This window comes from Mycetohabitans endofungorum, assembly GCF_037477895.1.
Classification (GTDB): Bacteria; Pseudomonadota; Gammaproteobacteria; order Burkholderiales; family Burkholderiaceae; genus Mycetohabitans.
The window spans coordinates 189847-216080 of the sequence record NZ_CP132745.1 but is presented as its reverse complement, the minus strand read 5'-3'; the positions used below and the strand labels follow the sequence as shown (position 1 = coordinate 216080).

Below are 26234 nucleotides of genomic sequence, written 5' to 3'. Positions count from 1 at the left end.
CCGGCGCGCAGCGCGACGCACCCCTCGCGGAACGCAGGCACGCAGTTTGCGCGAATATCGCCATCGCGTTTCAGTGGAAGACCGACACCATGAATCCGTTCATGTCACATCCGCTAGCAGCGCTGGCCGCAGCCCTCGTCAGCACGCCGCTCATCGCCATCGTGCCCTGCGACAGCGGGGTACCCGACGTGACCCGTGCTTCGCACACGCGACACGCTGGCACGGTGCCGACCGCCGTCCGCAGCCTAGCGCAGCAGGACGGTACAGTGTCTGTTGAACACTGGCAAACCATTGAGTTGCCGACGCCCCGCCCCGACCTTGCCGCAGGACCCGCGCGGCATGTCAAGATACGAACATGAGCGTCACCGACCCGATTGATCAGCAGCTCAGCCAGACGCTGCGCGACGTGCGCTATCCCGCCACGCGCGACGCGCTGGTGGCCGCCGCCTGCTCAGCGGGCGCCAGCAACGACGTGCTGCTCGCGCTGCAGGCGCTGCCCGAGCGTGACTACCCGGATCCGCAGTCGGTCGCGCGCTGGCTCGCCAGTGCGGCAGGTCCCGGCCTATCCGCCTAGCGTGTGCGCGCGACGACGCGCTCAGCGAGACCCCGCCGCCCGATGGCCGAACGCCGCCGCGCCAAAGAACGCCGCCAGCACGTTCTCGGCCATTGCGTCGGTCACGTGCGGATCCGACGCGTAGAAGAACTGGATGCCGTCGCACAGCGCCATCAGGCCAAGCGCGAGCTGCGCTGCCGGCACGATCGGCCTGATGCCCAGGCGCGCGGAGAACGCATCGATGAAATACGCGATGTCTGCGCGAGTCTGCCGCGACAGCGCATTGAACCGCGCGCGAAACTTCGCGTCGCGCGCGGCCAGCAACCGCGCCTGCATCCATACCAGGAAACACTTGTTCTCGCGGTACAGCGTACTGTAGTACGTCAGGATCTGCGCTTCGATGTCCTGCACGCTGCCTTGCAAATCAAAAATGCGCTGCAACGCCTGCTGGATATTGCCGTGATCGCGCTTAAGCAACGCCAGCAGCAACTCCGCCTTGTCTTTGAAATTCGAATAAAACGCCCCGCGCGTATAGCCGGCTGCCGCAGCGACATCCTCGACGCTGGACGCGTCGAATCCTTTCTTCACGAAAAGCGTCTGCGCAGCGTCCATCAGGCGCTGACGCGTCTGCTCCCGGCTTTGCTCTCGCGTGAGCCGGGTACGGTGGCGGGCACGAGACGTCGACATGGACATATGGTATCACCATCGACCACGTAAATACGTCTTTGCATTCAGATACAACTGTGCATTAGAATGTGACCTAGTATTCAGCGGGCGGGTGCGGTGCCACGCGCATCAGAGGCGTGTCCGGGCGACGCATCGGCTCATTGCGTCTGCCGCCTCTCGCCGGAGTTGCCGTGAAAGCTCTCGTCTTGCTGCATTCCGCCCCGCGTCGTCGCGCGCGCCTGGCGCCGTGCAATACCGCCGTCGCCAGCGCGCTGGCCGCGCTCGTGCTGCTCAACGCGTGCCGCGACCGTGTCGCCCCTGACGTGCCGGCTCGACCGGTGGTGGCGGCCACTGTGCACAGCGCCACAGCTAGCGCCGTTGCCGTAACAACCGTTCCCGGCGAAGTGGCCGCGCGATTCTCGACGTCGCTGTCGTTTCGCGTCAGCGGCAAACTGATCGAGCGCCGGGTCCATCTGGGCGAGGCCGTGCGCGCCGGTCAGATCATCGCGCAACTCGATCCCGCCGATGCGCGCAAGAAGGCCGCGAGCGCCGCCGCACAGTTGAGCGCGGCCGAGCACCGACTGCTGTTCGCCCGACAACAACTCGAGCGCGACCGCGCGCAGGCGCAGTCAAACTTGATCAGCAAGCTGCAACTCGAGCAAACCGAGGACAATCATGCCACGGCCCTCGCGCAGCGCGACGCCGCCGCTCAGCAAGCCGCGCTGGCAAAGGATCAGCTCAGCTACACCACGCTCGCCGCCGACCACGCGGGAGTGATCACACAGGAACTGGCCGACACTGGGCAGAACCTGTCGGCTGGACAAGCGGTCTACCAGCTCGCGTGGTCCGACGCGCTGGACGTGATCTGCGATCTGCCGGAGCGCACACTGGCTTTCATCGGTCCCGGCGCGAAGGCCAGCGTCACGCTTACTGCGTTGCCTGAGCAGGCGTTCACCGCAACGCTGCGCGAGTTGGCGCCGTCCGCTGATCCGGCCAGCCGGACCTATCGCGCTAAGCTTACGCTCGCGCTGCCCCGCGGCAGCGCCGACACGGTGCGCCTGGGCATGACCGCCCGCGTGGCCTTCCAGCCGGACGCTGCGCGTGCGATCAACCATGACATCGTCCTGCCCGCCACCGCACTGTTCCATCAAAATGAACGCCCCGCGGTATGGGTGATTCGTGCCAATGCCGCGTCGCGCGACACCGGCCAGTCGCGCGACGCGCGCAAACAGGACGTGGGCACGCTGGAACTGCGGCCGGTCACAGTGTCGCACTACACCGAGCGCACCGTGGTGATCAGCGCCGGACTGACCGACGGCGAGCGCGTCGTGCTACGCGGCGTGCACACGGTCAGCGCGGGCGAGCAGGTCAAGCCCGTCGCGCCGCTGCATCCGGAGGATTTCTCGCTATGACCGGCGCTCAATACCAACCGCCCGGTCATTCGTACGACGAAGGACGCTTCAATCTGTCCGCCTGGACACTGCGGCACCAGGCATTGGTAGTCTTCGTGCTGGTGCTGGTGACACTTGCCGGCATTCTGTCGTACCGGAATCTGTCGCAATCGGAAGATCCACCGTTCACCTTCAAGGTGATGGTGATCCAGACAAGGTGGCCCGGCGCCGATGCCCAACAGGTCCAGCAGCAAATCACCGACCGGATCGCACGCAAGCTGCAGGAAACCCCAAAGCTTGACTTCCTGCGCAGCTATTCGCGCCCTGGTGAGTCGCTGCTGTTCTTCGCGATCAAGGATTCGGCCCCGGCCTCGACCGTGCCGGACACGTGGTACCAGGTCCGCAAGAAGATCGGCGACATCGCCTATACCTTGCCACCCGGCGTGCAGGGACCGTTTTTCAACGACGAGTTCGGCGACGTCTACACGAACATCTATGCGCTGGAGGGCGACGGGTTTTCTGCCGCACAGCTGCACGACTATGCAGACCAGCTGCGCAGCGAGTTGCTGCGCGTGCCGGGCGTCGCCAAAGTCGATTACTTCGGCGATCCGAACCAGCATATCTATATCGAGATTTCGAACGCACAGTTGTCCCGGCTCAGCATCAGCCCCCAACAACTCGCCGATGCGATCAACACGCAAAACGCCGTCGCGGCGGCCGGCGTGCTGACCACTGCCGATGATCGCCTATTCGTGCGGCCGAGCGGCCAATACGATCATGTTGACGCGCTCGCCGATACGCTGGTGCGCATCAACAACCGTTCGTTCCGGCTGGGCGACATCGCCACGATCCGCCGCGACTACGATGATCCGCCGGTCACGCAGATGCGCTTCAACAGCCGCCCGGTGCTGGGCATCGGCGTGACGATGCAGCCAGACGGCGACGTGATCAAGCTCGGCAAGGCGCTGAACGCACGCGTCGTGCAGTTGCGCACGCAATTGCCTGCCGGGGTGGCACTGACCGAGGTCTCCAGCATGCCGCACGCCGTGTCGCATTCTGTGGACGACTTTATGCGGGCCGTCGCCGAAGCGGTTGGCATCGTGCTGGTGGTCAGCCTCGTATCGCTCGGGCTGCGCACCGGGATGGTCGTGGTCATCTCGATCCCTATCGTGCTGGCCGTGACCGCGCTGGTGATGGGCGTGTTCAATATCGGGCTACATAAGGTGTCGCTTGGCACGCTGGTGCTTGCTCTCGGCCTGCTGGTCGATGATGCAATCATTGCGGTCGAGATGATGGCAGTCAAGCTCGAACAAGGCTGGAGCCGCGCGAAAGCCGCTGCATTCGCGTACACCAGCACCGCGTTTCCAATGCTTACCGGCACGCTAGTAACCGTGTCCGGTTTCCTGCCGATCGCGTTGGCCAAGTCCGCCACCGGCGAATACACCCGCTCGATCTTTGAGGTATCAGCCATTGCTTTGCTGTTATCGTGGCTCGCCGCGGTGATCGTGATCCCGCTGCTCGGCTATCACATGCTGCCCGAGCGCAAGCGACCCACTGTTCCCCAAGTGCGGGGGCACGCAGACGAACAGGGGCAGGAGCAAGTACACGGACACCAGCAACAGAATGGGCACGAACACGAGCACGATATTTACGACACGCGCTTTTACGCCCGCCTGCGCGTATGGATCACCTGGTGCGTCAAGCGCCGCTTCGCCGTGCTGGCCGTGACGCTCGTCCTTTTCGTGGTCGCGCTCGGCGGCTTCGGTCTGGTCGCGCAGCAGTTCTTCCCGAGTTCGGACCGGCCGGAGTTGTTGATCGACGTGCGGCTGACCGAAAGCGCATCATTCGACGCGACGTTGCGGGAAACGCAGCGCATCGAGGCGCTACTTAAAGAGCAGCCGGGGATTGACCATGCGATCAGCTTCGTGGGCAGCGGCGCGCCGCGCTTCTACCTGCCGCTGGACCAGCAACTGCAACTGCCCAACTTCGCACAGTTCGTCATCACCGCAAAGTCTATCCAGGATCGTGACGCGCTCGCGCGCTTCCTCGACGACAAGCTCGCGACCGACTTCAGTGGTGTTCGCACGCGGCTGTCCCGACTAGAAAACGGCCCGCCGATCGGCTATCCGGTGCAATTCCGCGTCAGCGGCGACGACATCGCGACGGTACGCGCCATCGCCACACAGGTCGCCTCAGTGATGCAGGACGACACTCGCACGCGCAACGTTCAATTCGACTGGGACGAGCCCGGGCAGCGCTCGGTGCATTTTGTGGTTGATCAGGCCAAGGCTCGCGAGTTAGGCGTATCGTCGCAGGATATTGCTAGCTTCCTACAGATGTCGCTGTCCGGCTACACTGTCACGCAATATCGCGAGCGCGACAAGCTGATCGGGGTGGACTTGCGCGCGCCCCGCAACGAGCGTGTCGACCCGTCGGCGCTCGCGTCGCTAGCGATGCCCACGCCGTCCGGGCCGGTGCCGCTCGGCACGCTCGGGCGGCTGTCGTACGGGCTCGAATACGCGGTGATCTGGGAGCGCGATCGGCAACCGACGATCACGGTGCAGTCCGATGTGCGCGGCGGCGCACAGGGCATCGACGTCACCGAATCGATCGACAAGGCATTGGCGGGGCTGCGTGCGAAGCTGCCGGTAGGCTACCGCATCGAAGTCGGCGGCTCGGTCGAGGAAAACGCAAAGGCGCAAGCATCGATCAATGCGCAACTGCCGCTAATGGTCATCGCTGTGCTGACCTTGCTGATGATCCAGCTGCAGAGCTTCTCACGCGTCATGATGGTGGTGTTAACCGCACCGCTCGGATTGATCGGCGTGGTCGCCGCGCTGCTCGCGTTCGGCCAGCCGTTCGGCTTCGTCGCGCTGCTCGGCGTAATCGCGATGTTCGGCATCATCATGCGTAACTCCGTGATCCTGGTCGACCAGATCGAGCAGGATATCGCGGCAGGACACGGCCGCCTTGCTGCCATCGTCGGCGCGACGGTACGCCGTTTCAGGCCTATCACACTGACTGCCGCCGCTGCGGTGCTAGCGTTGATCCCGCTGCTGCGCAGCAATTTCTTCGGCCCGATGGCAACTGCACTGATGGGCGGTATTACCAGCGCCACCGTATTGACGCTGTTCTACCTACCCGCGCTGTACGCCACGTGGTTCCGCGTGCGCAACGACGAAACCCAACCACCGCAGGAGGCACGATGATGCGCCGTTTGCCGAGCGCGCTGTTATCACCCTCGCCGACGCCGGAGTCCATGCTGAGCTTGTCCCTCATGTCAAAGCGCAGGCCTAGCTTACGCCCGTCACTCACCTGTGGGATCCATCCGCACCGCGCCGCCGACAGGCGAGCGGCGGCCGTAACGACAGCATGCGTCGCCGCGGCGTGTGCCACGCTACTCGGCGGGTGCGCATTCGCGCTGAGCGAACGGCCCACGCCGCCTGCGCCGCTCCACTATGCCGCACAGCCCGGTGCAGCGCAGAGCGTAACGGCGGGAGGCGTAGCGCAGCGCTTCGCGCTTGGCGCGCGTGCCGTGCCGCGCTGGTGGATGCTGTATCAGTCCGACACCCTCAACGCGTGGGTCAACGAAGGGCTGCGTAATAACGCCACGCTGGCGGCAGCGGAAAAAACCCTCGCCGCCGCACGTGAACAACTGCGTGCGCAGATCGGAGAATCTATGCTGCCGTCAATCGACGCCGGAGGGCAGGTGCAGCGCCAACGGGCGCTGAGCATGCCCATTCAGGGGCCGCCGACGTTGCGCTACAACACCTTTGTCGGACAAGTTCGTGCGAACTACATGATTGATCTGTTCGGTGCAGCACGGCTGGCTAACCAAGCGTTGTCCCGGCAGGTCGATGTCCAGTCGTACCAGTTCGACGCCGCACGCCGCGCGCTCGCGGCCAATATCGTCAGCGCCGCGCTAGCCGCGGCGTCGCTGCACGAACAATGGGATGCCCAAGAACGCATCGCCGCACTGGCAGCAGCCGAAGCCGACGACACGAACAAGCGCGTCGCACTGGGCGCCGCCTCGCGGGTCGATGCCCTGAATGCGCGTCAAAACGCGCAGGCGGCCGCATCCGCATTGCCGCCACTGCGCGCGCAATGGCTCGCGGCACGGCATGCCCTGGCGGTGTTAATGGGCCGCACGCCGGACGCAGCGCCCGAAGACCTCGCGCTGGACCGCCTCATATTGCCAGACACCGTGCCCGTATCACTGCCGTCGGAGCTGCTGCACGAGCGTCCGGACGTGCTCGCTGCCGACGCAGCGGTGCAGGCGGCGGCAGCCGAGGTCGGCGTCGCGACCGCACAGATGTTTCCAAGCCTGAGCTTGTCGGCGTCGTGGGGCCAGGGCGGCTTGAGTTGGCCGTTGGCGACCCGTGCCGCCGGTCGTCTGTGGAACATCGGCACCAGTCTGACTCAGCCGCTGTTCCATGGCGGCGCCCTGCGCGCGCAGCGCAGGGCTGCGCTCCACGCCTATGATGCGGCGCTCGACCAGTACCGGCAAACTGTGCTGGACGCGTTCCGCGACGTGGCTGATACGCTTGTCGCGCTGGAGCACGATGCCCGCACGCAGGCAGCCGTGCTTGCCGCGCAGCAGGCGGCCGAACAAGCCGCGCAAGCAGCAAGACAACGCCATGAGCTGGGGGCATTACCGATATCGGCGGTCCGCGCCAGCGAACAGCAGGCGCACTCGGTGCGTATCAATGCGATACGCGCGCGCGTCGCGCGGCTAGCAGATACCGCATCGTTGTTCCAGGCCATGGGCTCGCCCGCCGTCGATACGTCGGCACCACACTAGCCGCTCACCCTGCGGCGACGTCAAGCTGTTCGCGCGCTACGCGGATTGGCTTCGCTGCCCCTGTCGTGCCTTGTCAGCGCACCATCATGCCACACGCGCGGCGCGTGCGGCGGCTGGCATACGCCGTGCTACAAGCATGCAAGACTGAACGCGACGACGCGCCGCCAGCGTCGTCCACTTTGCCGGGAGAAAACCATGAGCGACCACGTGTATAAACAGATCGAATTGACTGGATCGTCGACGCAATCCATCCAGCACGCTATCGAGAACGCAATCGAGAAAGCGTCACGGACCTTGCGCAACCTGCATTGGTTTGAGGTCACCGACACGCGCGGCCATATCGAGAGTGGCAAGGTCATTCACTGGCAGGTCAGCCTCAAAGTCGGACTGCGCATCGAAGACTGATCCGCTGTTGCCAAGCCGACGTGGTGCCACTTACGCCGCCTGTCGCGGCCCCGTGGCATCCAGTGCGACGACACGGTATCCGTGCCCATATAGCGGCTGAATCGCCCATCCGCTCTCGCCGTTGAGCGCGAGCTTCTTGCGTAGCTTGTAAATGTGTTGGTCCAGGGCGCCATCAACGCGTTTGTCGGAACCAGGCCATATCGTGCGCGTGATATGTTCACGGCTGACGTATTCGCCTTCGTTCGAGAACAGTATCCATGCGATCTCGAATTCGCGCGGCGTCAGCCGCACTTGTCTGTCCCGCACCGATACCGTGCACGCACCCCGATCCAGCCGGTACTCGCCACGCTGCAATACAGGCTCCCGCCCTTCGCGCGCGTGCACGTCGCGGCGATGACGTAGTATCGCGAGTTGCAGCCGGGTCATCAAATCGCGCGCGTTGACTGGAGCCAACACGATGTCGTCGGCACCCGACTCGAGTACCGCCTTGCTGCTCGCCACGTCGTCTGCCACGCCAACCAGTATCACCGGCATCAACAGCGCGCGATAGCACAGCCGACGCGCCAGGATGGGCTGCAGCGGATCGACGCCTGCCGTCGCATCGAGCAGCACCGCACTGAATGCATGGCGGGATACCGCCCGGACCAGGGAGATGTCGTCGCCAAATGGGCAGCAGGCGATCCCGTATTCCTGCAGCGCAGTCCTGACACGCGCATGAAGCCCCACGTTCTGGGCCAGCACTGCGACGGTCAAGCCCGCGGCGCCGTCGTCCAACAGGCACGTGACGTTGGCCGGGGCGTCCAGTTGTCCCGCACGCGGTAACTGGAGCGGGTTACTATTTCGATCGTTGGCACAAAGCATAGTAGTCCATAAGGTTGTGGCGCCTGCCCGCGTCGCACTGAACCACATCCGCCCATTGCTGCGAGCAACGACTTACGCTAACATTTCATTATTCTTTCAACTTATTTCATTTACCTGACGGCTGAGCAACGATCGCCGTCCGATTCACACTGTTAAAAGCAACGACCATGCCATTGGTGTCGAGCTGTCGTAAAAAACGAACTCTTGCAAATGTTTACGAGTTTCGGCATCCTCACATACAAATGATGGTTTGAGACACTTTTGACTCATGCAGCACCACCGGCCGAGTGCGGGATGTACGCGCATTGGGCCGCCGGCCGCGATTGACGGGGCCGGCGAGGCGATTCATGGGCTCGGCACACAGTGTCTCACGCATCGATACACTGATACATTCGCAAATGGAAGATGGGCGGGGGAATACGGTCCTCGAATGTCTGCGGGATACGACAGAACAATCAGGCGTATGACGGCTGAAGGCTGGTGACTTCATGGCAAGGGATCCGAAAACCGCCCACGTGGACCGTGTGATCGATGCAGTCCGCAATGGCACAAGTGATTCTCCGGATACCAACCCGCGGCTGCTGTCGTCGTGGCACAGATCACTACAACTGTATGGCATCGACCCGACATCGCCGGCATCGCCGCGGATCCTGACGGCGTACGAGCTTAAGCAGATCCAACAACAGGAAGAGGATTTCCTGCTCGCCTCCGGTCAATACCTGTCGCGCCTGCATGACACGCTGCGCAGCGCCGGCTACTGCGTGCTGCTGGCCAATGCGCAAGGTGTGACGGTCGACTACCGAGTCGATTCGCATTTGCGCCGTCAGTACAAGGAAGTGGGGCTGTACATCGGGTCCTGCTGGTCCGAGCGCGAGCAAGGCACCTGCGGTATCGGTAGCGCACTCGCCGAATGCGCGCCGATGACCGTGCATAAGGTCGATCATTTCCGTTCACTGTTCACGACCCTCACGTGCACCGCCGCGCCGATCCTCGCACCGGACGGCAAGCTGATCGGCGTCGTGGATGCGTCCGCGCTGCAGTCGCCCGATGGCGCGGACAGCCAGAGCATCGTCCATCAACTGGTACGGCATACTGCGCAGTTGATCGAGGATGGATACTTCGTGAAACAAACAGCGCAGTACTGGCTGTTGTTCGGTCACGACAACCCGCACTTCGTCGAGGTGAATCCGGAAGTGCTCATTGCGTTCGATGACAGTGGCGCCATTGTCGCGGCAAACCGTGAGGCCAAGCAGCGGTTTCCGATGCTCGCGTCGGGTGCGCCTGCGCATCTGTCGATGTTGTTCGACGTGCGTGACGCGGACCTGCTTCCCATCGACGGTCTGCAGCGAATGACCGCGCTGCGCTCGCGTGCCACGGGCGATAGGCTGTACGCGCGGATACGCGCGCCGCAGGCAGGCATGTCACCGTGGCAGCCGTCGGCGCCCAGCTTTCCGGCACTCCCTCGCACAGCCGACGATGCACCGGCGCGGGCAGCGCCGCCGTCGATGCGCGTATTTCTCGACAGCCGTGACCCGGTGATCGCGCGCAATGCACGCATCGCGTTGCGACTGTCGGGCGAACACCTGCCCATCCTGATCCTAGGCGAAACAGGCGCCGGCAAGGAAATGTTCGCTAAGGCCATCCATGCGTCTGGCGAACGAAGCAAACAGCCCTTCATTGCCGTAAACTGCGGCGCCATTCCGGAATCGCTGATCGAGAGCGAGTTGTTCGGCTATGCGCCTGGCGCGTTCACCGGCGCACGCTCAAAAGGCGCACGCGGACGCATCGCGCAAGCCGACGGCGGCATACTGTTCCTCGATGAAATCGGCGACATGCCGATCGATCTGCAAACGCGGCTGCTACGCGTGCTCGCTGAAGGTGAGGTATTACCGTTGGGTGCCGATACGCCAGTACAGGTCGATCTAAGCGTGATTTGCGCAACCCACCGCGACCTAAGCGCGATGGTCGCCTCCGGGCGGTTCCGCGAGGATTTGTATTATCGGCTCAGCGGCGTCGTACTGACGATGCCGGCGTTACGCGATCGAGCCGATATCGAAGATGTGATCGTCACTGTATTCCAGGACGAGGCGCGGCGTGTGCCCCGTGCGCTCACGCTCGACAGCACGCTGCTTGCACGGCTGGCGCGCCACCCATGGCCGGGCAATGTCCGGCAACTGCGCAACGTACTACGCTACGCGTGCCTGCTTTGCGATACGCAGCTGATCACAGCAGCGCACCTGCCGGCCGATGTTCGCTCGCAGCTCGATACCCTGGCGCAATCACCGCATCCGTCGCACGCAGGCATAGCATGGCACGCCACGAACGGCGATGCAACGAGCGAGCGGTTCGGTAACACACACGCCTACGATATGCTGGCCATCGAGCGATCCAGGATCCTGGACGCACTGGCTGAGCATCGCTGGCACGCAACGCGCGCTGCACGTGCACTGGGCATGTCGCGTGCCACACTGTACCGGCGGCTGGCCAGGCTGGGCATCGCCCGCCCCCGCTCTGGCGAGGCCGGCTGACGTAACACGCGCCTATGGTGCCGGCGTGAAGCACCGCGGCGGCCTGAATTCGGCAACGCGCCGTCCATGCCTGCCACCTACGCGTTGAACTGCGACAGCGGCGGCGATGCCGAGCGAGCGTCGCACGAGCACGCACGGGCGGTGGTTCGCCGCCAGGCTGTCGTGCGCCGCGGCGCTGCCATCATCCGAACTGGCGCAGCACTCGCAGCAAGCGGCTCGCTGACGTATCCCAACGATACTGTTGCGCATGAGCGCGGCCCTTCTCGCGCATCGCGCGGCGCTGCTCAACGTCGCCCATCAGCTCGACGAGCTTCGCTGCAATGTCAGCCGCATCATGCGCGTCGCAGTAAAGCGCCGCGTCACCACACACTTCGGGCAGCGACGCCTCGCGCGAGACGATCACCGGACAGCCACAGTACATCGCCTCGAGCGGCGGCAGGCCGAACCCTTCGTACAACGACGGAAATACGAAGCATGCCGCATTCTCGTACAATGCCTTTAGCTCGCCATCGCTGACGTAGCCAGCCCAGACGATGTGCTTGGCAACGCTGGCAACGCGCGGTAACGATGAACCGAACACCTTCACGTTCTGCCCGCCGACGATCACGAACGTAAGCTCCGGATGTTTGCGCTCGAGCAACGCAATCGCCTCCAGCGTGCGTGCGAGATTCTTGCCCGGCGCCAGCGAGCCGACGATCAGCACGAAACGGTCAAACGACAGGTTCAACCGCTGCAGCACGGCATAGTCGCTCTCGAGTCGGTCAAAGTGGTCGACACCAGGCGGAATCACGGAAATGCGCTCGGGCGGCACGCCGAGCCGCGCAGCGATGCGCTCCTTTGAGAACGACGAGACCGTGAGGATATGCTGCACGTTACGCTTGAGCAGCGTGAACGCGAAGCGATACCACAGGCGGAACTTGGTCGAGTAGCCTTGTGGCAAGTCAAATACGGCGGCGTCGTGGATCATCAGGACCTGGCGGCGCTTGAACAGCGGGCCGATGTTGCACAGGCTGAGCAGCGTGCGAGAGCCAGCAGCGAACGGCAGCGCGAGCTGTTCCCAGAGGATGCCGCGCAGATACGGCACCACGTGCCGCGGTGTGGCGGCCGGCAGTTCGCTGTCTATGTGATCGCGGGGCACTAGCAGCAGCGGCGACGCAGCGGGTGTGCCGCACTGCTGCGATAACGCCGCGGTCAGTTCGCGCGCCACGCGCTGTACGCCGGTGAGCCGCTGCGACGTAAACTTGCCATTGATCGCGATGGACGCCGGTAACGGCGCCGCGTGGCTGCGTTCACTGGCCAGCGTGCCGCCGCCAGCGGCGGGCTGCACGCGCGGCGGCGAGACGGCCGCCAGCGGCGCGGTACCGCCATGCGAACACTCGCGCTCAGGCTGCCGACGCATCGCCTTCCCGCGTATAAGCGTAGATGTACTCGTAGCTGCGGCGGTCGCTGCGGCGCGCCGACATTCCGTTGAAAATCGCGCCGGCCACCTGGGCACCGGCCCGACCCAAACGCTTAAGCGTTTCCTGCACTTCCAGTTCAGTCTGCGCGTTCTCCCGCATCACCAGCACCGTCGCGCCTGCGTAGCCGGCGACAATCGACGCATCGGCAACCGCCAGCACCGGCGGCGTGTCGACCAACACCAAGTCATACCGTTCATTGAACTGCGCGAGTTGCTCCGTCATGCGCTCCATCGCCAACAGCTCTGACGGGTTGCCGGGACGTGCGCCGGCCGGCAGCAATGACAGGTTGGCCACACTGGTCGGATGGATCGCCTGTTCCGGCGACAATCCGTCGCCGAGCAGCTCGGCCAACCCCACCGTATCTGTTGGCAAACCGAAATGTATACCCAGCCGGCCGCGGCGCAGATCTGCATCGACCAGCAAGACGCGCTTGCCCGCTTGCGCATACAGCAAAGCGAGATTGGCGGAGATAAAGCTCTTGCCGGTGCCTGGCGTTGCGCCGGTCACCATCACGATCCGGTTCGTGGCACTGAGCAGTTTCGAGTTGAGCATCGTGCGGATGCCACGCAGCGCCTCGGTCGCGACATCGCGTGGACGCGCGGCCGCCAGCAGCCCGCCGGCGTGCGGACGCGGCTGATACCCACCCGCCGCCGCATCGGGCGACGCCACTAGCGCCGTCGCGCTGCGCGCGTCGCCGTGTAGCGACGGCTCGCGTGCCCCGGCCAGCACAGGCAGCGGCGGCGTGCGCGCCAGCCGCACCTGCTCGTCGCTGAACAATACCGCACCGAACACCGGCAGGCGCAGTTTGCCTTCGATTTGTTCGGGCTCGCTGACCGATTGCGACAAATAGCGGCGCGATATCACATACAGCACGCCGAGCATCAGGCCGAGCACAATTGCGGCTGAAATGATCAACGCGCGTCGCGGCTTGACTGGGGTGGAAGGTTGCACCGCGGTGTCGATCACATGCACGTTGCCTACCGTGCCGGCGCGCGACACGGACAGCTCGTGCGCCTTATTGACCATCGCCACGTAGATTTCCTCGGCCACCTTCGCATCGCGCGCCAGATCGGCAGATTGCCGGTCGGCGCTCGGCATCGAATCAAAACGCGACTCGAACTTGCCCTTGGCCGCACGTAACTGCGCTAGCTGCGCATCGACCGTCTTGACTTCAGGACTTTGCGCCGTGAACCGATCCAGCAATTGAGTACGCTGCAGATTCAGTGCGGCAATCTGACGGTCAAATTCGATGCTACCTTGCAGGTAGCTTTGGCTCTCGGTCGTCGCCTGCATCGAGCCGGACGCGACCCGATGCGACTGCAGCTGCGCCTCAGCCTGCTTTAGGTCGTCGCGCAGCCGCGGCAGCTCGTTGTTGATGAACGCGAGCATCTTGCTCGCCTCTTCCTGTGTCTGCGTGACGCGCGAGCCAATGTAGTTCTGCGTCACCGCATTGGCCACCGCCGTAGCCAGCGCCGGATCACTGTTCTCGTAGCTGATCTGCACGATGCCGGTTTCCTTGCCGACCTGCACGACCTTGAGCTGATTAATGAAGCGCCGTACCGCCGTTACCTCGTTCAGACGCTCGACGGTAAACGTCTCGCCGTCGCGCGCCGCCAGCCGTTCGACCAGCATCGATACCGGGCCGGCTTGCGCCAGTTGCCCCTCGATACCGTTCACCAGCAGATTGCCTTGTTCGTCCAGCAACTGATAACGCCGACCGCTGGACACCTTGAGTTCAAGCTTCTTGTCCTGCAACTCGCGCGGTACGTTCAGTTGGGCAATATCCACCAGCTCGCCGCCCCATGCGTACTTAGACAAGCCAAACCACGCCCGCGATGGCTCGCCGCGCATGGCCAGCGCCTCGGCAATCTTGCCCAACACCGGAAACCGATGCGGCGTCACGAGCACATCCAGCCTGTACTGAGCGATCACCGGGGCGAGGACCGCGCGGCTGGTGACGATCGCCATCTCGGTCTCCGTCGGTGGTCCGTTCGGCGAACTGTTGTTCTGGCTTGGCTGTTTGGTAACCAGGTCTGCCAGTTCGTTTTGCTTGGGCACTTCGACCTGCACCAAGGTGTCTGCTGAATACAGTGGCGTGGCGAAGAACGCGTACGCGCTCGCCAGCGCCGTGATCACCGCCGCGATGCCGACCACGGCCCACAGGTTGTCAGTGATCACGCGAACCAGGTCTCGTGGTACGAGCCCCTCGCTTGCGCCCGACGGCGGCAAATAGCCCATGTCGATGTGTCGCGCTTCCATGTGAAATCCTCAGTTATCGCTCGTTGCCATCAATTTGAATCATGTCCAGGATGTCTGCGTCGATAGAGAGTTAGCGGTTATGCGCCACCGACCAGACCAGATAGAACGATTCGGCCGAAGGCAGGATTTGCGCAAGCAGGCGATTGAAGCGGGCAGCCGGTGCGGTGCCAACGTAGACTACGTCCAGCGGCTTCATGTCGAACTCGGTGGCCAGCATCATGGCGTCGACCTGTGTCATGTCCAGTCGGAAGATCTCCGGCTTGTTGTCGGCCGGCGCGTAGCTGGCTTTCTTGAAGCCCTCCTCCAGGCCATCCTGCCCATTGGAAATTTGCGTGAGCGGCGGATTGGGATGGCGGATCACGATGATTTGCCGTGGGTTCGCCCCGGCCGGATCAATACTACCGGCTGCGGTCAGCGCGTCAGCCAACGTCAACTGGCCTTGGTTCATGAACACCGTCTGCGGCTTGGGTACCTCACCCATCACAAACACGCGGTTCTGCGTCCGGTCCGGCACGTTCACGATGTCGCCGTTCTGTAACACGATGTTCTGCCGCATGTCGCCCCGGTTCAGGATTCGCGTCGCATCGATCGTGATCACCTTGCCGCCACGCGACACCAGCACCCGCTGCAAATCGGCGTCCGGATTGCCGCCGCCGGCACGGTTGATCGCATCGATCACCCGCATCGGCGAACCGGTCAGCGATAACTGCCCCGGATTTTTCACACCGCCGGTCACCTGTACCTGCTGGCTGCGATACTGGATCACGCGCACGTCAATCTGCGGGTCCTTCAGACGGCCCTTCAAGCGCTCATACAACAGCCGCGAGATCTGCACCGTGCTCTGCCCCAGGACCCGCACGCGGCCCAGCGACGGAAAGAAGATCGTGCCATCGGCGGCGACCCGCTGGCCCTGTGCGTCAAGCTCGCCCGGACCATTGGTACTGAATGCGCTTTGCGGCTGCTGCTGGCCGGCCCCCAAGCTGCCCATGCCTTGCAGCGTGCCCGTGTCCGGCAGCGGCGCCGTCGCCGCATTGCCGCCTTGCGTCAGCTCCGGATGCCCCCATACAGTAATGCCCAGCACGTCGTTCACCCCGACCCGGTAATCGCTCACCTCATCGGCCGGCATCGCGTGCAGGCTCGCCTCGCGCGCGCGCGCATCGGCCGCGTCCGACTCCTTCAGCTTGAAGACGAGTTCCGGCGTGATCAGGTTCACGTCGTAGGTCGTCGTATCAGTTGGTTTGCTTAGATCGTCGTGCATGCGGCTCGAGTCCAATGCCGGTCCCGGGGCCAACACACAGCCGGACAATGCCACCGTCATTACGGCAGCCATCCCCATGGGGCGCTTCAACATCTTCGTTTCTCCTTTTTGCGCAGCTGGCCGGAGCAAGCGCGCGACACGCGCGGCGTATGGCCTTGGGCGCAGATTTCTTTCCACTTCATCCAGCAGCAATGCGTCGGGCCACCGGACCGACGTGCGGCATATCGAACGGTACGGCTCAAAATGCGTTACGGCCGACAAAACCCTTCACCAGCGTGATCAAGATAATCTTAATGTCGAACCAGAATGTCCAGTTTTGTATGTAGAACAAATCAAACTTGACTCTCGCTTCCATCTTTTCCACTTTACGCGTTTCACCGCGGTAACCATTGACTTGGGCCCATCCGGTGATCCCCGGGCGGATACGGTAGCGATACATGTAGCCGTCGATCAAGTCCTTGTACAGGTTGTCGTGCTCGATGGCATGCGGCCGCGGGCCAACCACCGACATTTGGCCCAGCAGCACGTTCAGAAATTGCGGCAGCTCGTCCAGCGACGTGCGGCGCAGAAACGCGCCGACTTTGGTGATGCGCGAGTCATGACGCGAGGCCTGGCGCACCACACCATGCTGCTCCTGGTGCACACGCATCGTGCGGAATTTAAAGATTTCGAACTCCTGCCCATCGATGCCCTTGCGCTTTTGCTTGAACAGTACCGGCCCGGGAGACGAGAGCTTCACCGCGATGCCTAGCACAATGAACAGCGGCAACAAAGGCACCAGCACAGCCAAGGCAAACAACCGGTCGAACACCAACTTGGGCCACAGTTGCGGATCGGAGACCGGACTGGCCGCCAGGTTGATCGCCGGCATGCCCAACACCTCGGTAACCGACTGACTGAATAGCGTCATGCTCCGCACGTCCGGCAGAAACCTTAGGTTGACGAAATCGTGGCGAAACTCACGCACGATGTGCTGGATCGCGCGCTCATGCGACAATGGCAACGCAAGCCACATTTCATCGATGCCACCGGCACGCACGATGTTGGCAAGTTGTGCGAAGTCCGTCAGTACCGGTACGCCGCCAATGCACGCCGAAGGCACCGTGCCGCTATCGTCAAACACATACACCGGCCGAAAACCCGCTTCCGACGCCGCGTGCATCTGGTCGAGAACGGCCCGACTATAGCTTTCGGTGCCGACGATGATCACCGAACGTTGGTTCTTTCCGCTTTGCCGGACCTTGCGCAATACCGCATGGATAAACAACTTGCCCGCGAGCAGCAACGCGCCGCAGGTCAACACCGCCGTGCCCAGCCACAGGCGCGAGATGTCGTTACTGCGATGCAGCGTGAAGATGAAGCACAAGCCGAGCACGACCACCGCGAACCAGGCAAGCGTGACGCGCGATAACAATCGGTACAGTGTCTGCCCCCGCCACGAGCGGTAGTTACCCAGTGGCGGGAAGACCAGCAGCGTCAATGCACACGACAGCGCCACCAGCGAGCGCTCCGCGTCAGTTAAGTCGAATGAGCCGTTGTAACGCAACGCATGCGCCAGCCATGCGCCAGCCGCAACCAGCAAGACATCCGATAGCCTTGCAACGATTCCTAGCATCGTGAATTTCTCCGCGCGAGCGCTTAGGCGGGTTGCAGCACACGCACGTAGCCGACCGTGCGCAGCGCACGTTCGTCGGCCGGCGCAACCGTGCGTGAGCGCTCCAGCGCCACGACATCGTCGGCACGCGGCAACAGCCGATCAAATTCTCGGCGAATCATGCCGTAGCACTCACATGCACGCGCCTCGAGGCCATGCCGGTCAAGTACAGTGATATGCCCGCGGCGTTGTCTTATCAAACCTGCTTCCTGCAGTTTGCCGGCCGCCTCGGTCACCCCCTCGCGACGCACCCCCAGCATGTTCGCAATCATCTGCTGGGTGACCGTCAGCTCGTCCGTGGACAAGCGGTCATGCGCCAGCAGAAGCCAGCGACAGAGTTGCTCATTGACCGAATGGTGTCTGTTGCATAGCGCACTTTGAGCGATTTGCGTCATCAGCGCCTGGATGTACAACAGCATCAGCCGATGAATACCCATCGACTTTTCAAACTCCTTTCGGAACACGCTGGCGGACACGCGGTATGCAAAACCGCTGCTGCGCACTTCGACGCGGCTGGGCATCGTACCGCCGCCGGTGAGCACTGGCACCCCGACCACGCCCTCGTTACCGATCGCCGCAACCTCGACCGTCGCGCCGTCCTCCATCAGGTACAACATCGACATCACCGCAGTCGTCGGGAAATACATGTGCCGGATCGGTTCGTCAGCATCGCAAAGCAGCTGCGAGCTCTTGACGCGAACCAGCTCGAGGTGCGGCTCGAGTGATCGCCAGTCCTCCTCGGTCAAGGCGCCAAGCAAGTGGTTCGCATGCAGATCGTCTCTGAGGTAGAGCATATTGGTGTTCCGGTTTGGCTATGCTGCGCAAACGCAGCGGGGTGTGCGTCGAATCTCGCTGATCACGATCCAAGGACAATTGCAACCGCTGCAATCTTTACCTTGACCTCGGATCCGCGACCTGTTGAACGTTTTCTGTCACGTTGCCATGTCGCCCTCTTGAGAGGACATGGCCTTAATTCAGCGAGTTGTGTGCCACTAGGTCAGAAGTCCTTGATTAATAACGGTCTACGCGTGACGCACGTAGCCGCGACACCGCTGCACCGCCCAAAAGCGTCGCATTGGTGAACAGACTAGGGGTCGCGGGACACACTCGATGTTGCATTACGCCATCGGCGTGACCCGCCTCGGAATGTGCGCTTTACCGCTTATTCCTTTTCTGCACGCGGGTTAAGACTCATTTGGCATAACCAAACACCCCGTCGAGGCACCGGATCGACGCTCGAGATGCGGTGCTATAGAGCACACAAAACTGTTTCAAATTTGAATTGCCAAGCCGGCGTCAGCCTATGTTCGCCACCCCACACTTCATCCGCAATCTTTTGATTATTCATAATTTTTTATTAATTTAACCAAACGCCGAAATGACAAACCTTAGATTCGCGTAATAGTTACCGGTCATGGCGCAGACGTTACCCTTTTGACCAGGATCCATGGCGTCGATGTAACATCATCGACATCGAATTTACAGTTTGAAACGCGCGAACCGTGAGCGCGGCGGTACGCCGCGCAATACAGCGGGGATTAATCGGGGAGGATATCGCTCGACGGCGTGGCGTCGGAGGCGGAGGCGAGAGCAATTGCTGCGTTGCGGGCAGACCCCAACCCGAGCGGCGCAGCGTACAAATCGCGCAGATGCCGCGCGACACTGACATCGGTATCGTTGCGATAACCGTCCATCCCGCAGACCATCATCGCGTGGTTGACCAGCGCCAGTGCGCTTCTCGATACCCCGGTTCTCAACACCTGCATTTCGTCGACGAAGGCGGGACCCCGCGGCGGCAAGCCGCCCGGACCGCTGCTGGCCTGCTCCAGTGCGCTGCCCAGATGCGCGCGCATCATCTGCAACAGCGCATTGGCTTCGGCAAGGCGTGCGGCGCCGGGCAGCAACGCGTGCGGCGCCTCGCCTTGCCCCCTCAAGTAAGCCTGCGCTCGTTCCAATGCACTGGCAGCGATGCCGACCCATACGGCGCTGTGCAGCAATTGAACAATCGCATGAAGGTTGCCTGCACCGTCCCGCACTGTAGGCAGGATCTGCCCCGGCTCGCCCGTGACGACCACGCGGAATTCGTCGCTGCACAATCCTCGCATGCCAAGCGCATCCCAGCTTTCGCGCCGCTCCAGCTTGTACTGCTCCTTGGGCGCGGCGACGAATCCGTCTTCGCCCGCCGGCAGCAACAAGCCGTCTGCGTAAGCACCATATGGGATCGTCGTGCCGTCGATCAGCAGTGTGAATTGCTCCGCATGGTGTTGCAGCAACACGGGCCCGGGCCCACCGGCGGCGCCCGCGACTGGGGCCGGGTCGGCCATGCCGGCAATGCCGAACAGCATTTGCTCGACGCACAGTCGCTGCAGCAATGCGCGACTGGCATCATGCGCTTCGTGATGCAGCACAAGCCACGCGACGCTCGCCTGGTGCATCGCGAACATCATCGCGCTGGATGCACAGGCGCGCGCCAACACCTCGCAGATACCTGCAACGGTCTTGAGCGATGCTCCGGCTCCACCCAGCGGCGCCGGCACCAGCGATGACATTAGGCCTGCTTCGCGCAACGCGCCCAGCGCCTCGGTTGGAAAGCGCGCGTCGCGATCGACATCGGTGGCATGCTCAGACGCGATGCACAGCAACGGCTGCAGGTGGGCATATTCGGCCGAGACCGGCCCGGACCATCGCCGCGAACTTGTGCGATCCACGCCGCCGACCCTGGCCGGCATCGCCCGCGTTGGGCCCCGCGCGATCGCTACCGCTTTCTGCCGCCCGGGCGCCACCATCATGCGGCTGCCTCGTCGGACTGGAGCTGCTTGATAGCCTGGCTCAACGAAGCAACGCTCGTAAACAACTCGCGCGTGAGCCACTCGTCCGGAATTTCGATATTAAAGGCGTTCTCGATCGCCATTAGGAGCTTGACGGTGGCCAGCGACGACATACCGGCATCGTACAGGCTGGCATCGTCGGGCAGGGACGCGATGGGCACGTCCAGGTCGGCCCATTGGGCAAGAATTTCTCGTAACTTGCTATTCATGGTGTCCCCAGGTACGGCTCGGCATCGCTACTGGGCGGCGACAGAGCCTGCCTCTTGAAGTTTCATTAATAACCGGACCGATTTAATCCGTTGAGAGGCATTGCATTCAGTACGCTTGCGAACAAAGTCGCAGCGCCGCCGGCCTGGGGACCGGGACGCGCCCGTACGACGCGTATCAGCAGCAATAGCGCGTCAATTGCGCTGCAGGGGTCGCGCGTCGTTGGCAGTGTCGTTCAATGTCTCGTCGAGCATGGTGCGGCGACCGCTGCCGGCAAGGTCGAAAACGGGGTGCCAGCTACGTTCGTCGGGGCTGGGCAGCCTATCGGCGCCGGCATGCGGGCCACCGGGAAGCCATGGATTGCACCGATGCGCACGCAGCGACGTGGCGTCAGCCCGTCTGGCCCGGCCGTCAGCGGTCGGCCCTCGGCCGGTTGCGAGCGTCAACGACACGGCGCGCGACGGCCTCGATCGGGTATCGTCCTGGCCCTGGCGCGTGCGCATGCCGTGCGCGAGCATCAGACGGTACAGCGTGGCGCGTGACACGCCGAGTTCCTGCGCGGCACCGGCAAGCCTGTTCCGATGTCGCGCGAGCGCCTCTTCGATCGCGCGGCGTTCGGCGTCCTCGCGAGCGACCGCCAACGTCGGCGCCCGTTGCTCGAGGACATCCTCCAGTTCCAGGTCCGCGGGAGTGATCGCCCGTCCCTCGGCCATCACGATCGCGCGGCGTACTCGGTTGATCAACTCGCGCACGTTGCCCGGCCACGAATAACGATACATCGCGTTGAGCGCCGCCGCAGAGAAGCCGCGTATGTGCCGCGGACTGTCGCCACGATAGCGCTCGAACATGCGCCGTGCAAGCAACTCGATATCACGACCGCGGGCGCGCAGCGGCGGTTCTTCGAGCCTGAGCACGCACAATCGATGATAGAGGTCTGAACGGAAGCGCCCTGCGCTCACCGCCGCCTCCAAGTCGACGTGCGTGGCAGAGATGATTCGCACATCCACAGAAATCGGATCGTGTCCGCCCAGGCGTTGTATAGTGCGCTCCTGCAAAAAGCGCAGCAGGCTCGCTTGGCTCTCGAGTGGAAGATCGCCGATCTCGTCCAGAAAAAGCGTCCCACCATTGGCCGCTTCGACGTAGCCGATCTTGCGCTGATTGGCGCCGGTAAACGCCCCCCGCTCGTAGCCGAATAGTTCGGATTGCAGCAGATGTGGCAGAATCGCACCACAGTTGATCGCAACGAACGGCCCCGTTGCGCGAATCGACTGGTCGTGGATCGACTTGGCCGTAAGCTCCTTGCCCGTGCCGGACTCGCCAAAAATCAACACTGGCGCGTCAGTATTGGCGACCTTGCCAATCACGCGGAACAATTGCTGCATCGCCTCGCAAGCGCCGATCATCTCGCCTTGTACACGCGGTGCGTCGTCTCCCGCATCAAGCTCGGCCATCTGGTACGCGCGTGCGACCACATCCACCACCAATTGCGCGGGGCCCGGCATCGCCACAAAGTCAAAACAATGGCTGCGCACACATCGGCGCACGTGCGCCGCCGCCAATTGCGCGGCAGTGGGCGTGGCCACCCACATCATGTCCGGGTGAAGCAGCACCGGTTCGAACTGCGCGATCACATCGTCAAAGCCGCTGCTGACATCAAAGATGCCCACGCGTGCATCGGTGGTGTTCACCAGGCGCTCGGCCTGACGCGCCGTATCGCACGTCGCGACAGTCCATCCATGTCGGTCCAGCAATCGTTGTAGCGCACGGTCCGCTGACCGCGTCACATAGACGAGCTGCCGCCTGTGTCCGCTGTTCATTCACTCTGCCCTTTATCGATAAGATAACGCGTGACGCCCTGCCACGGCGAACCTGTTCATCGTTGAGCGTACCGCCGCGCCAGTCCAACCTACGCGGCCATACCCCGAATGACGGCCCTGCCGTCATGGCGGACTGCGTACGAGACCGCTGATACGGAACCCATGGTAAGCGAGCACCGGCATCATTATGGCGTCGAAGCGTTACGGGCGCCGACGCTTTGTAAATCTTTGTATCTTCCGCATGCCCACAAAAATCCGTTATCGCATTGGCGCGTTCGCGCCGCGACGGCCCCATTTCGCGACCGCTGCAATGACCAGATTTGTTTTGGCTATGCTTGTGCATCCATCCCGGGTTACCACTCGAAACATTTCTGTCCCCCGGCATGGCTGATAAGCCAAGCATCTGTCCGAATTAGCGGCTTACGGTAGGAAAGGGAAAACGGTGCGAAGCGGCGGCACCTCACGCGAACCCCCCCGCCTGCCAGCGGGCGTTCGCACACAGACGCTCGTGCCCTGCATCCGTAAAACCCACGGTACGCGACGGGCGCGGCGTGCCAACCAAGAACTCCGCGATGAGAACGTTATATGACATCCTGGGGGTCACGCCTCACGCAACGCCAGCTGAGCTAAAGGCAGCGTGGCGGCGTGCAGCAATGAAGTGGCACCCGGACCGCAACCGCGGACGAGAACACTATGCGCAAGCGCAATTTCAGCGGATCAACGACGCGTACGCTGCATTGACCAACCCATTGCGCCGCGCCGAATACGATCTTGCCTTGCATGCCGGCGTGCGCCGTATTACGCCGCAGTCGCACGGCAAGCATCGACCAGCGCCGCTGCGGCGGTGGAGTCAGTGGACGCGCCTGTTCCTGCGCAACGCGCGCACGGCACCACGCGCGCGTCGAGCTGTGCGACACGTATCACGTTCGCATTGGATGGCCGGCATCGGCACGGCGATCGCCGCCGCCGTGCTGATTACCGATCTGAGCATCGACGACGCACCGCTGCGCTCAAACTTCGTGTCTCGCCAACATGGAACATATGGCAGTGGCACGCTTGTCGCACCGGCCTACACACACGGCTCAGGAGGGGGCCGACAGGACGCGCACCGGGCGCCAAGCGCACCGGCGGATGAGAACTCAGCCCCCGCCGGGCACGGCCGGCCATCACCGCATGGCAGCAGTACGGCCGGGGCTGGGGCCGGGGCTTCGGCGGCCGCGCCCGAAACCGATCCTGCGCTGGCTGAAATGCATGCTGCGCTCGCTCGATTGCGCGCGCTGGCACGTACCGCGCGCGACGATACGCCCCCAACGGGAGACACTCGTCATCCGCGCGGCAACGCTGATACGGCGGCGCCGATCCGTTCCGTACGCGGCGGCACGGCTGCGCCGCATACGCCACCTGCCGGCCGTCCGCAACAACCGGCCTCCTTCGTGAAACCCGCCACGTCGGTTCGCGCGCCGCGCAGACGCGGCCCGCCGAGGCATTCAGTGAGAACCGCTTCCCGACTATGACTGTCGAGCGGGACGCGGCCAGGCCCGCCCATCGAACTGGCGCTAGTATCGCTGAAACGCGCGCCCCCGACCTCGCGCCCCGCCCCGCCGCCCGGGCCTCGCGTGATGGGTCTGTGCGCCGCCACACGGCTATCGCGATGCGACCCGACGGCGCATCGTATGCGCCTGCCGTACCTGCCGAACAGCCCACTCTTGCGCTGCTGGCCGGGCTGCTTCCCAGCCAAGCCGGCACCGGACCACTTTCTACACACACGGGCAAGGGCGAAGCGGCGGCCGCTGCGCCGACGAGCGCATCGGGAGAGACCGTGGACAGCAGCCCGCCCGCCCCCCGTCACGCCGCAGTCAAAACTCATGACGCAACGGCGCGCATCGCTGCATCGAACAATCGGAACGCGCAGCGTGCGCAGCCCAGCCGCCGAGCCGGCGTGGCGCGCCATGCACGGACGGCCCGCGACACACGGCGCGATCAGCAAGCCAGTGATCCATTGGATGCGTTGCGGCGGATGCTGCACGCATCATGGTGGCATGCCCCGCCGCGCCGTAACCGACTCGATAGCAGCCAACAATATAAAGGCCGGTAGAAGTAAAAACGGCGGAAACGACGTCAAATGCCCTGGTGTTCGCCCCATTGCTGTGGCTGCGCCGACGATGCTGCGCTCGCCGTACGGACCGTCGGTGAATCGAAGGGGCCGTAATAGACGAGGGCGCACGGAACACCACCCACGCGTCGTTGCCGCTCCATACTTCAGCACGTAGCTGCCGAAGGCCACCTGCAACCCCGCGGCGGACTGCCGGGGCGTCGCCGCCGATAAACTGCGTGTCGGGCTTCATTGCATGTGTCGGCCACCATTAATGGCCATGTTCACTCCGTTGATGAATGTGGCATTATCCGATACGTTGGCCGCATGCCACGCTGCGCAAACGCCAGCGTCTTCTTGATACCGTGCAGGCCCGCCTTGGCGGCTGCATAGTTCGTCTGCCCGAATCCTGCCACATCACGACGCCACTGACGGACTCGTCGCCCGCCTTCTTCACTGGTTGACCGTTGTGCTGCTCGCGGCACAGTCGTCCTTGGCTGGACGATGCCACTCAATGCCTTTGGCGATGAGCACCGGGTCGAATATCCCGTTGCGATCGCGCGCAATACTCAATTCCAGCATGTCATCATCGATCGTGATCCGCTTGCGGCCACTGCCGTTGCGATGGTTCTCGCTCTCCTGGAGCTTGACTTGGCCTTTCTCGTAGCCCAGACGAAGCGTCAGTTCCTGCGCCCAGGGCCCGTTCGAAGATCGCTTTCTTAACCGCGGCAAGCTGCTCGTTGACCGTTACTCGCTCCAGCGTGCCGGACACCAGAGAAATACCGCTGACGTACCCAAATTAATTTAAACCAACCGACCTCTACGACCCCCAGTGCGATTCATCATGCTCTTTTCATATACTATTTGGCTGTTTATATAAGCATAAAAATCTAGGTTCCTCTCAATGGATGTTCTATAGTGAATTTAACCTTATTTCACCACTAGGTGTCCTGGTTGAACAAATGCGAATGGCGGTAAAAGTCAGGTGATTCGTCAACGAAGCAGCCGCATCATAGAGTTTTCGTTCCCTTTCATGAAGGCCATACTTGGAGTGAAAAATATGACGAAGTACTCCACCCAGCTTGATCCGATTGGGTTGAGCTTATGCGCTACGCGCGCTCTCCTGTTCCGATATCTTTTCTAAGACGATGTCAATTAGCGTGCTCCAAGCTATTGCACGTTTAGTTTGATGTGCGCCAGTCATTGAAGATTTTTTTGTAAAGCTTGACATCTTTTTGGCAGATACATGTGCGCCAGCAGACGACGCGCATGCACTTACAATGAACTGAAATGATGGACTCGTTCTGAGTATACGCCCTTCAAAGAAGGGCTTTGTCTATAAGATAAGTTGAAGTTGCGACCATTCATGCTGCGCGCTATGTGTTAAGGCACATTTTTGTTAACTGCTGGCAGCCGTGCACACTGCCTTCATTGACACAAGAGTCCGCGCTGTT

At 62.8% G+C, this 26234-nt stretch carries 18 protein-coding genes and 2 pseudogenes; 9 read left to right on the top strand and 11 right to left on the bottom strand.

Translation table 11 applies throughout. The annotated features are described in order from the left end of the window. Nucleotides 1–89: 89 nt before the first annotated feature. Together RA167_RS13150 and RA167_RS13145 are read left to right on the top strand one after the other, a co-directional pair. On the top strand, nt 90–359 hold the full coding sequence (locus tag RA167_RS13150; protein WP_076788038.1) for a hypothetical protein: 270 nt from the start codon (nt 90–92) through the stop codon (nt 357–359). After that, a complete protein-coding gene (locus RA167_RS13145; RefSeq protein WP_076788037.1) occupies nt 356–574 on the top strand; it encodes a DUF2795 domain-containing protein in 219 nt (72 codons plus the stop codon). The genes RA167_RS13150 and RA167_RS13145 overlap by 4 nt, the downstream gene beginning before the upstream one ends. Before the next feature lie 21 nt (nt 575–595). On the opposite strand, the gene RA167_RS13140 is transcribed toward RA167_RS13145, so the two are convergent. Further along, nucleotides 596–1246 (bottom strand): TetR/AcrR family transcriptional regulator, encoded by a 651-nt coding sequence (locus RA167_RS13140; protein ID WP_076788036.1) that lies wholly within the window; start codon nt 1244–1246, stop codon nt 596–598. Between the two features lie 164 nt (nt 1247–1410). Between RA167_RS13140 and RA167_RS13135 the strand changes: the two genes are divergently transcribed. The 4 genes from RA167_RS13135 (at nt 1411) to RA167_RS13120 (ending at nt 7816) form a co-directional block, all read left to right on the top strand. Next, on the top strand, nt 1411–2631 hold the full coding sequence (locus tag RA167_RS13135; RefSeq protein ID WP_139337176.1) for an efflux RND transporter periplasmic adaptor subunit: 1221 nt from the start codon (nt 1411–1413) through the stop codon (nt 2629–2631). Beyond that, nucleotides 2628–5819: an efflux RND transporter permease subunit gene (locus RA167_RS13130; RefSeq protein ID WP_076788035.1), complete on the top strand. Its 3192-nt coding sequence runs from the start codon at nt 2628–2630 to the stop codon at nt 5817–5819. The genes RA167_RS13135 and RA167_RS13130 overlap by 4 nt, the downstream gene beginning before the upstream one ends. Beyond that, nucleotides 5816–7411 carry an efflux transporter outer membrane subunit gene (locus tag RA167_RS13125; RefSeq protein ID WP_076788034.1) on the top strand — a complete coding sequence of 532 codons (1596 nt, stop codon included), beginning with the start codon at nt 5816–5818 and terminating at the stop codon, nt 7409–7411. The genes RA167_RS13130 and RA167_RS13125 overlap by 4 nt, the downstream gene beginning before the upstream one ends. Before the next feature lie 195 nt (nt 7412–7606). Further along, nucleotides 7607–7816 (top strand): dodecin, encoded by a 210-nt coding sequence (locus RA167_RS13120; RefSeq protein ID WP_041754685.1) that lies wholly within the window; start codon nt 7607–7609, stop codon nt 7814–7816. Between the two features lie 30 nt (nt 7817–7846). Here the strand turns inward: RA167_RS13120 and RA167_RS13115 are convergent, their stop codons facing one another. Beyond that, on the bottom strand, nt 7847–8677 hold the full coding sequence (locus tag RA167_RS13115) for a response regulator transcription factor (RefSeq protein WP_237574290.1): 831 nt from the start codon (nt 8675–8677) through the stop codon (nt 7847–7849). A gap of 488 nt (nt 8678–9165) precedes the next feature. On the opposite strand from RA167_RS13115, the gene RA167_RS13110 reads away from it, so the two are divergent. Next, the gene (locus RA167_RS13110) at nt 9166–11205 is read left to right on the top strand and encodes a sigma-54-dependent Fis family transcriptional regulator (RefSeq protein ID WP_076788032.1); all 2040 of its coding nucleotides are present in this window, start codon (nt 9166–9168) and stop codon (nt 11203–11205) included. A 181-nt stretch (nt 11206–11386) separates the two neighbouring features. Here RA167_RS13110 and RA167_RS13105 read toward each other — a convergent pair whose 3' ends face one another. From RA167_RS13105 to RA167_RS13070, 8 genes and pseudogenes are all read right to left on the bottom strand, one after another. Beyond that, nucleotides 11387–12604 carry a glycosyltransferase family 4 protein gene (locus RA167_RS13105; protein WP_237574291.1) on the bottom strand — a complete coding sequence of 406 codons (1218 nt, stop codon included), beginning with the start codon at nt 12602–12604 and terminating at the stop codon, nt 11387–11389. Beyond that, nucleotides 12588–14924 carry a polysaccharide biosynthesis tyrosine autokinase gene (locus tag RA167_RS13100; protein ID WP_076788031.1) on the bottom strand — a complete coding sequence of 779 codons (2337 nt, stop codon included), beginning with the start codon at nt 14922–14924 and terminating at the stop codon, nt 12588–12590. Before RA167_RS13100 ends, RA167_RS13105 begins: the two co-directional genes overlap by 17 nt. Nucleotides 14925–14994: 70 nt before the next feature. Next, nucleotides 14995–16275 (bottom strand): polysaccharide biosynthesis/export family protein, encoded by a 1281-nt coding sequence (locus RA167_RS13095; RefSeq protein WP_076788609.1) that lies wholly within the window; start codon nt 16273–16275, stop codon nt 14995–14997. 145 nt (nt 16276–16420) lie between these two features. Then, entirely contained in the window at nt 16421–17797 is a 1377-nt protein-coding gene (locus RA167_RS13090; RefSeq protein WP_076788030.1) for an undecaprenyl-phosphate glucose phosphotransferase, read from the bottom strand. Between the two features lie 23 nt (nt 17798–17820). Beyond that, entirely contained in the window at nt 17821–18630 is an 810-nt protein-coding gene (locus tag RA167_RS13085) for a Crp/Fnr family transcriptional regulator (protein WP_076788029.1), read from the bottom strand. A gap of 744 nt (nt 18631–19374) precedes the next feature. Then, on the bottom strand, nt 19375–20625 hold the full coding sequence (locus tag RA167_RS13080) for an acyl-CoA dehydrogenase family protein (RefSeq protein ID WP_076788028.1): 1251 nt from the start codon (nt 20623–20625) through the stop codon (nt 19375–19377). After that, nucleotides 20622–20873, bottom strand: a complete 252-nt coding sequence (locus RA167_RS13075) for an acyl carrier protein (RefSeq protein WP_076788027.1) — start codon at nt 20871–20873, stop codon at nt 20622–20624. Before RA167_RS13075 ends, RA167_RS13080 begins: the two co-directional genes overlap by 4 nt. A 480-nt stretch (nt 20874–21353) precedes the next feature. Then, nucleotides 21354–22688 (bottom strand): annotated as a pseudogene (locus RA167_RS13070) (sigma 54-interacting transcriptional regulator); the annotation flags it as partial. Between the two features lie 572 nt (nt 22689–23260). Between RA167_RS13070 and RA167_RS13065 the strand changes: the two are divergent. Continuing rightward, the gene (locus RA167_RS13065) at nt 23261–24202 is read left to right on the top strand and encodes a J domain-containing protein (protein WP_076788025.1); all 942 of its coding nucleotides are present in this window, start codon (nt 23261–23263) and stop codon (nt 24200–24202) included. Nucleotides 24203–24339: 137 nt separating this feature from the next. Then, nucleotides 24340–24783 carry a hypothetical protein gene (locus RA167_RS13060; protein WP_076788024.1) on the top strand — a complete coding sequence of 148 codons (444 nt, stop codon included), beginning with the start codon at nt 24340–24342 and terminating at the stop codon, nt 24781–24783. A gap of 513 nt (nt 24784–25296) precedes the next feature. Here RA167_RS13060 and RA167_RS13055 read toward each other — a convergent pair. Continuing rightward, nucleotides 25297–25561, bottom strand: a pseudogene (locus tag RA167_RS13055) (transposase); the annotation flags it as partial. Nucleotides 25562–26234: the final 673 nt, after the last annotated feature.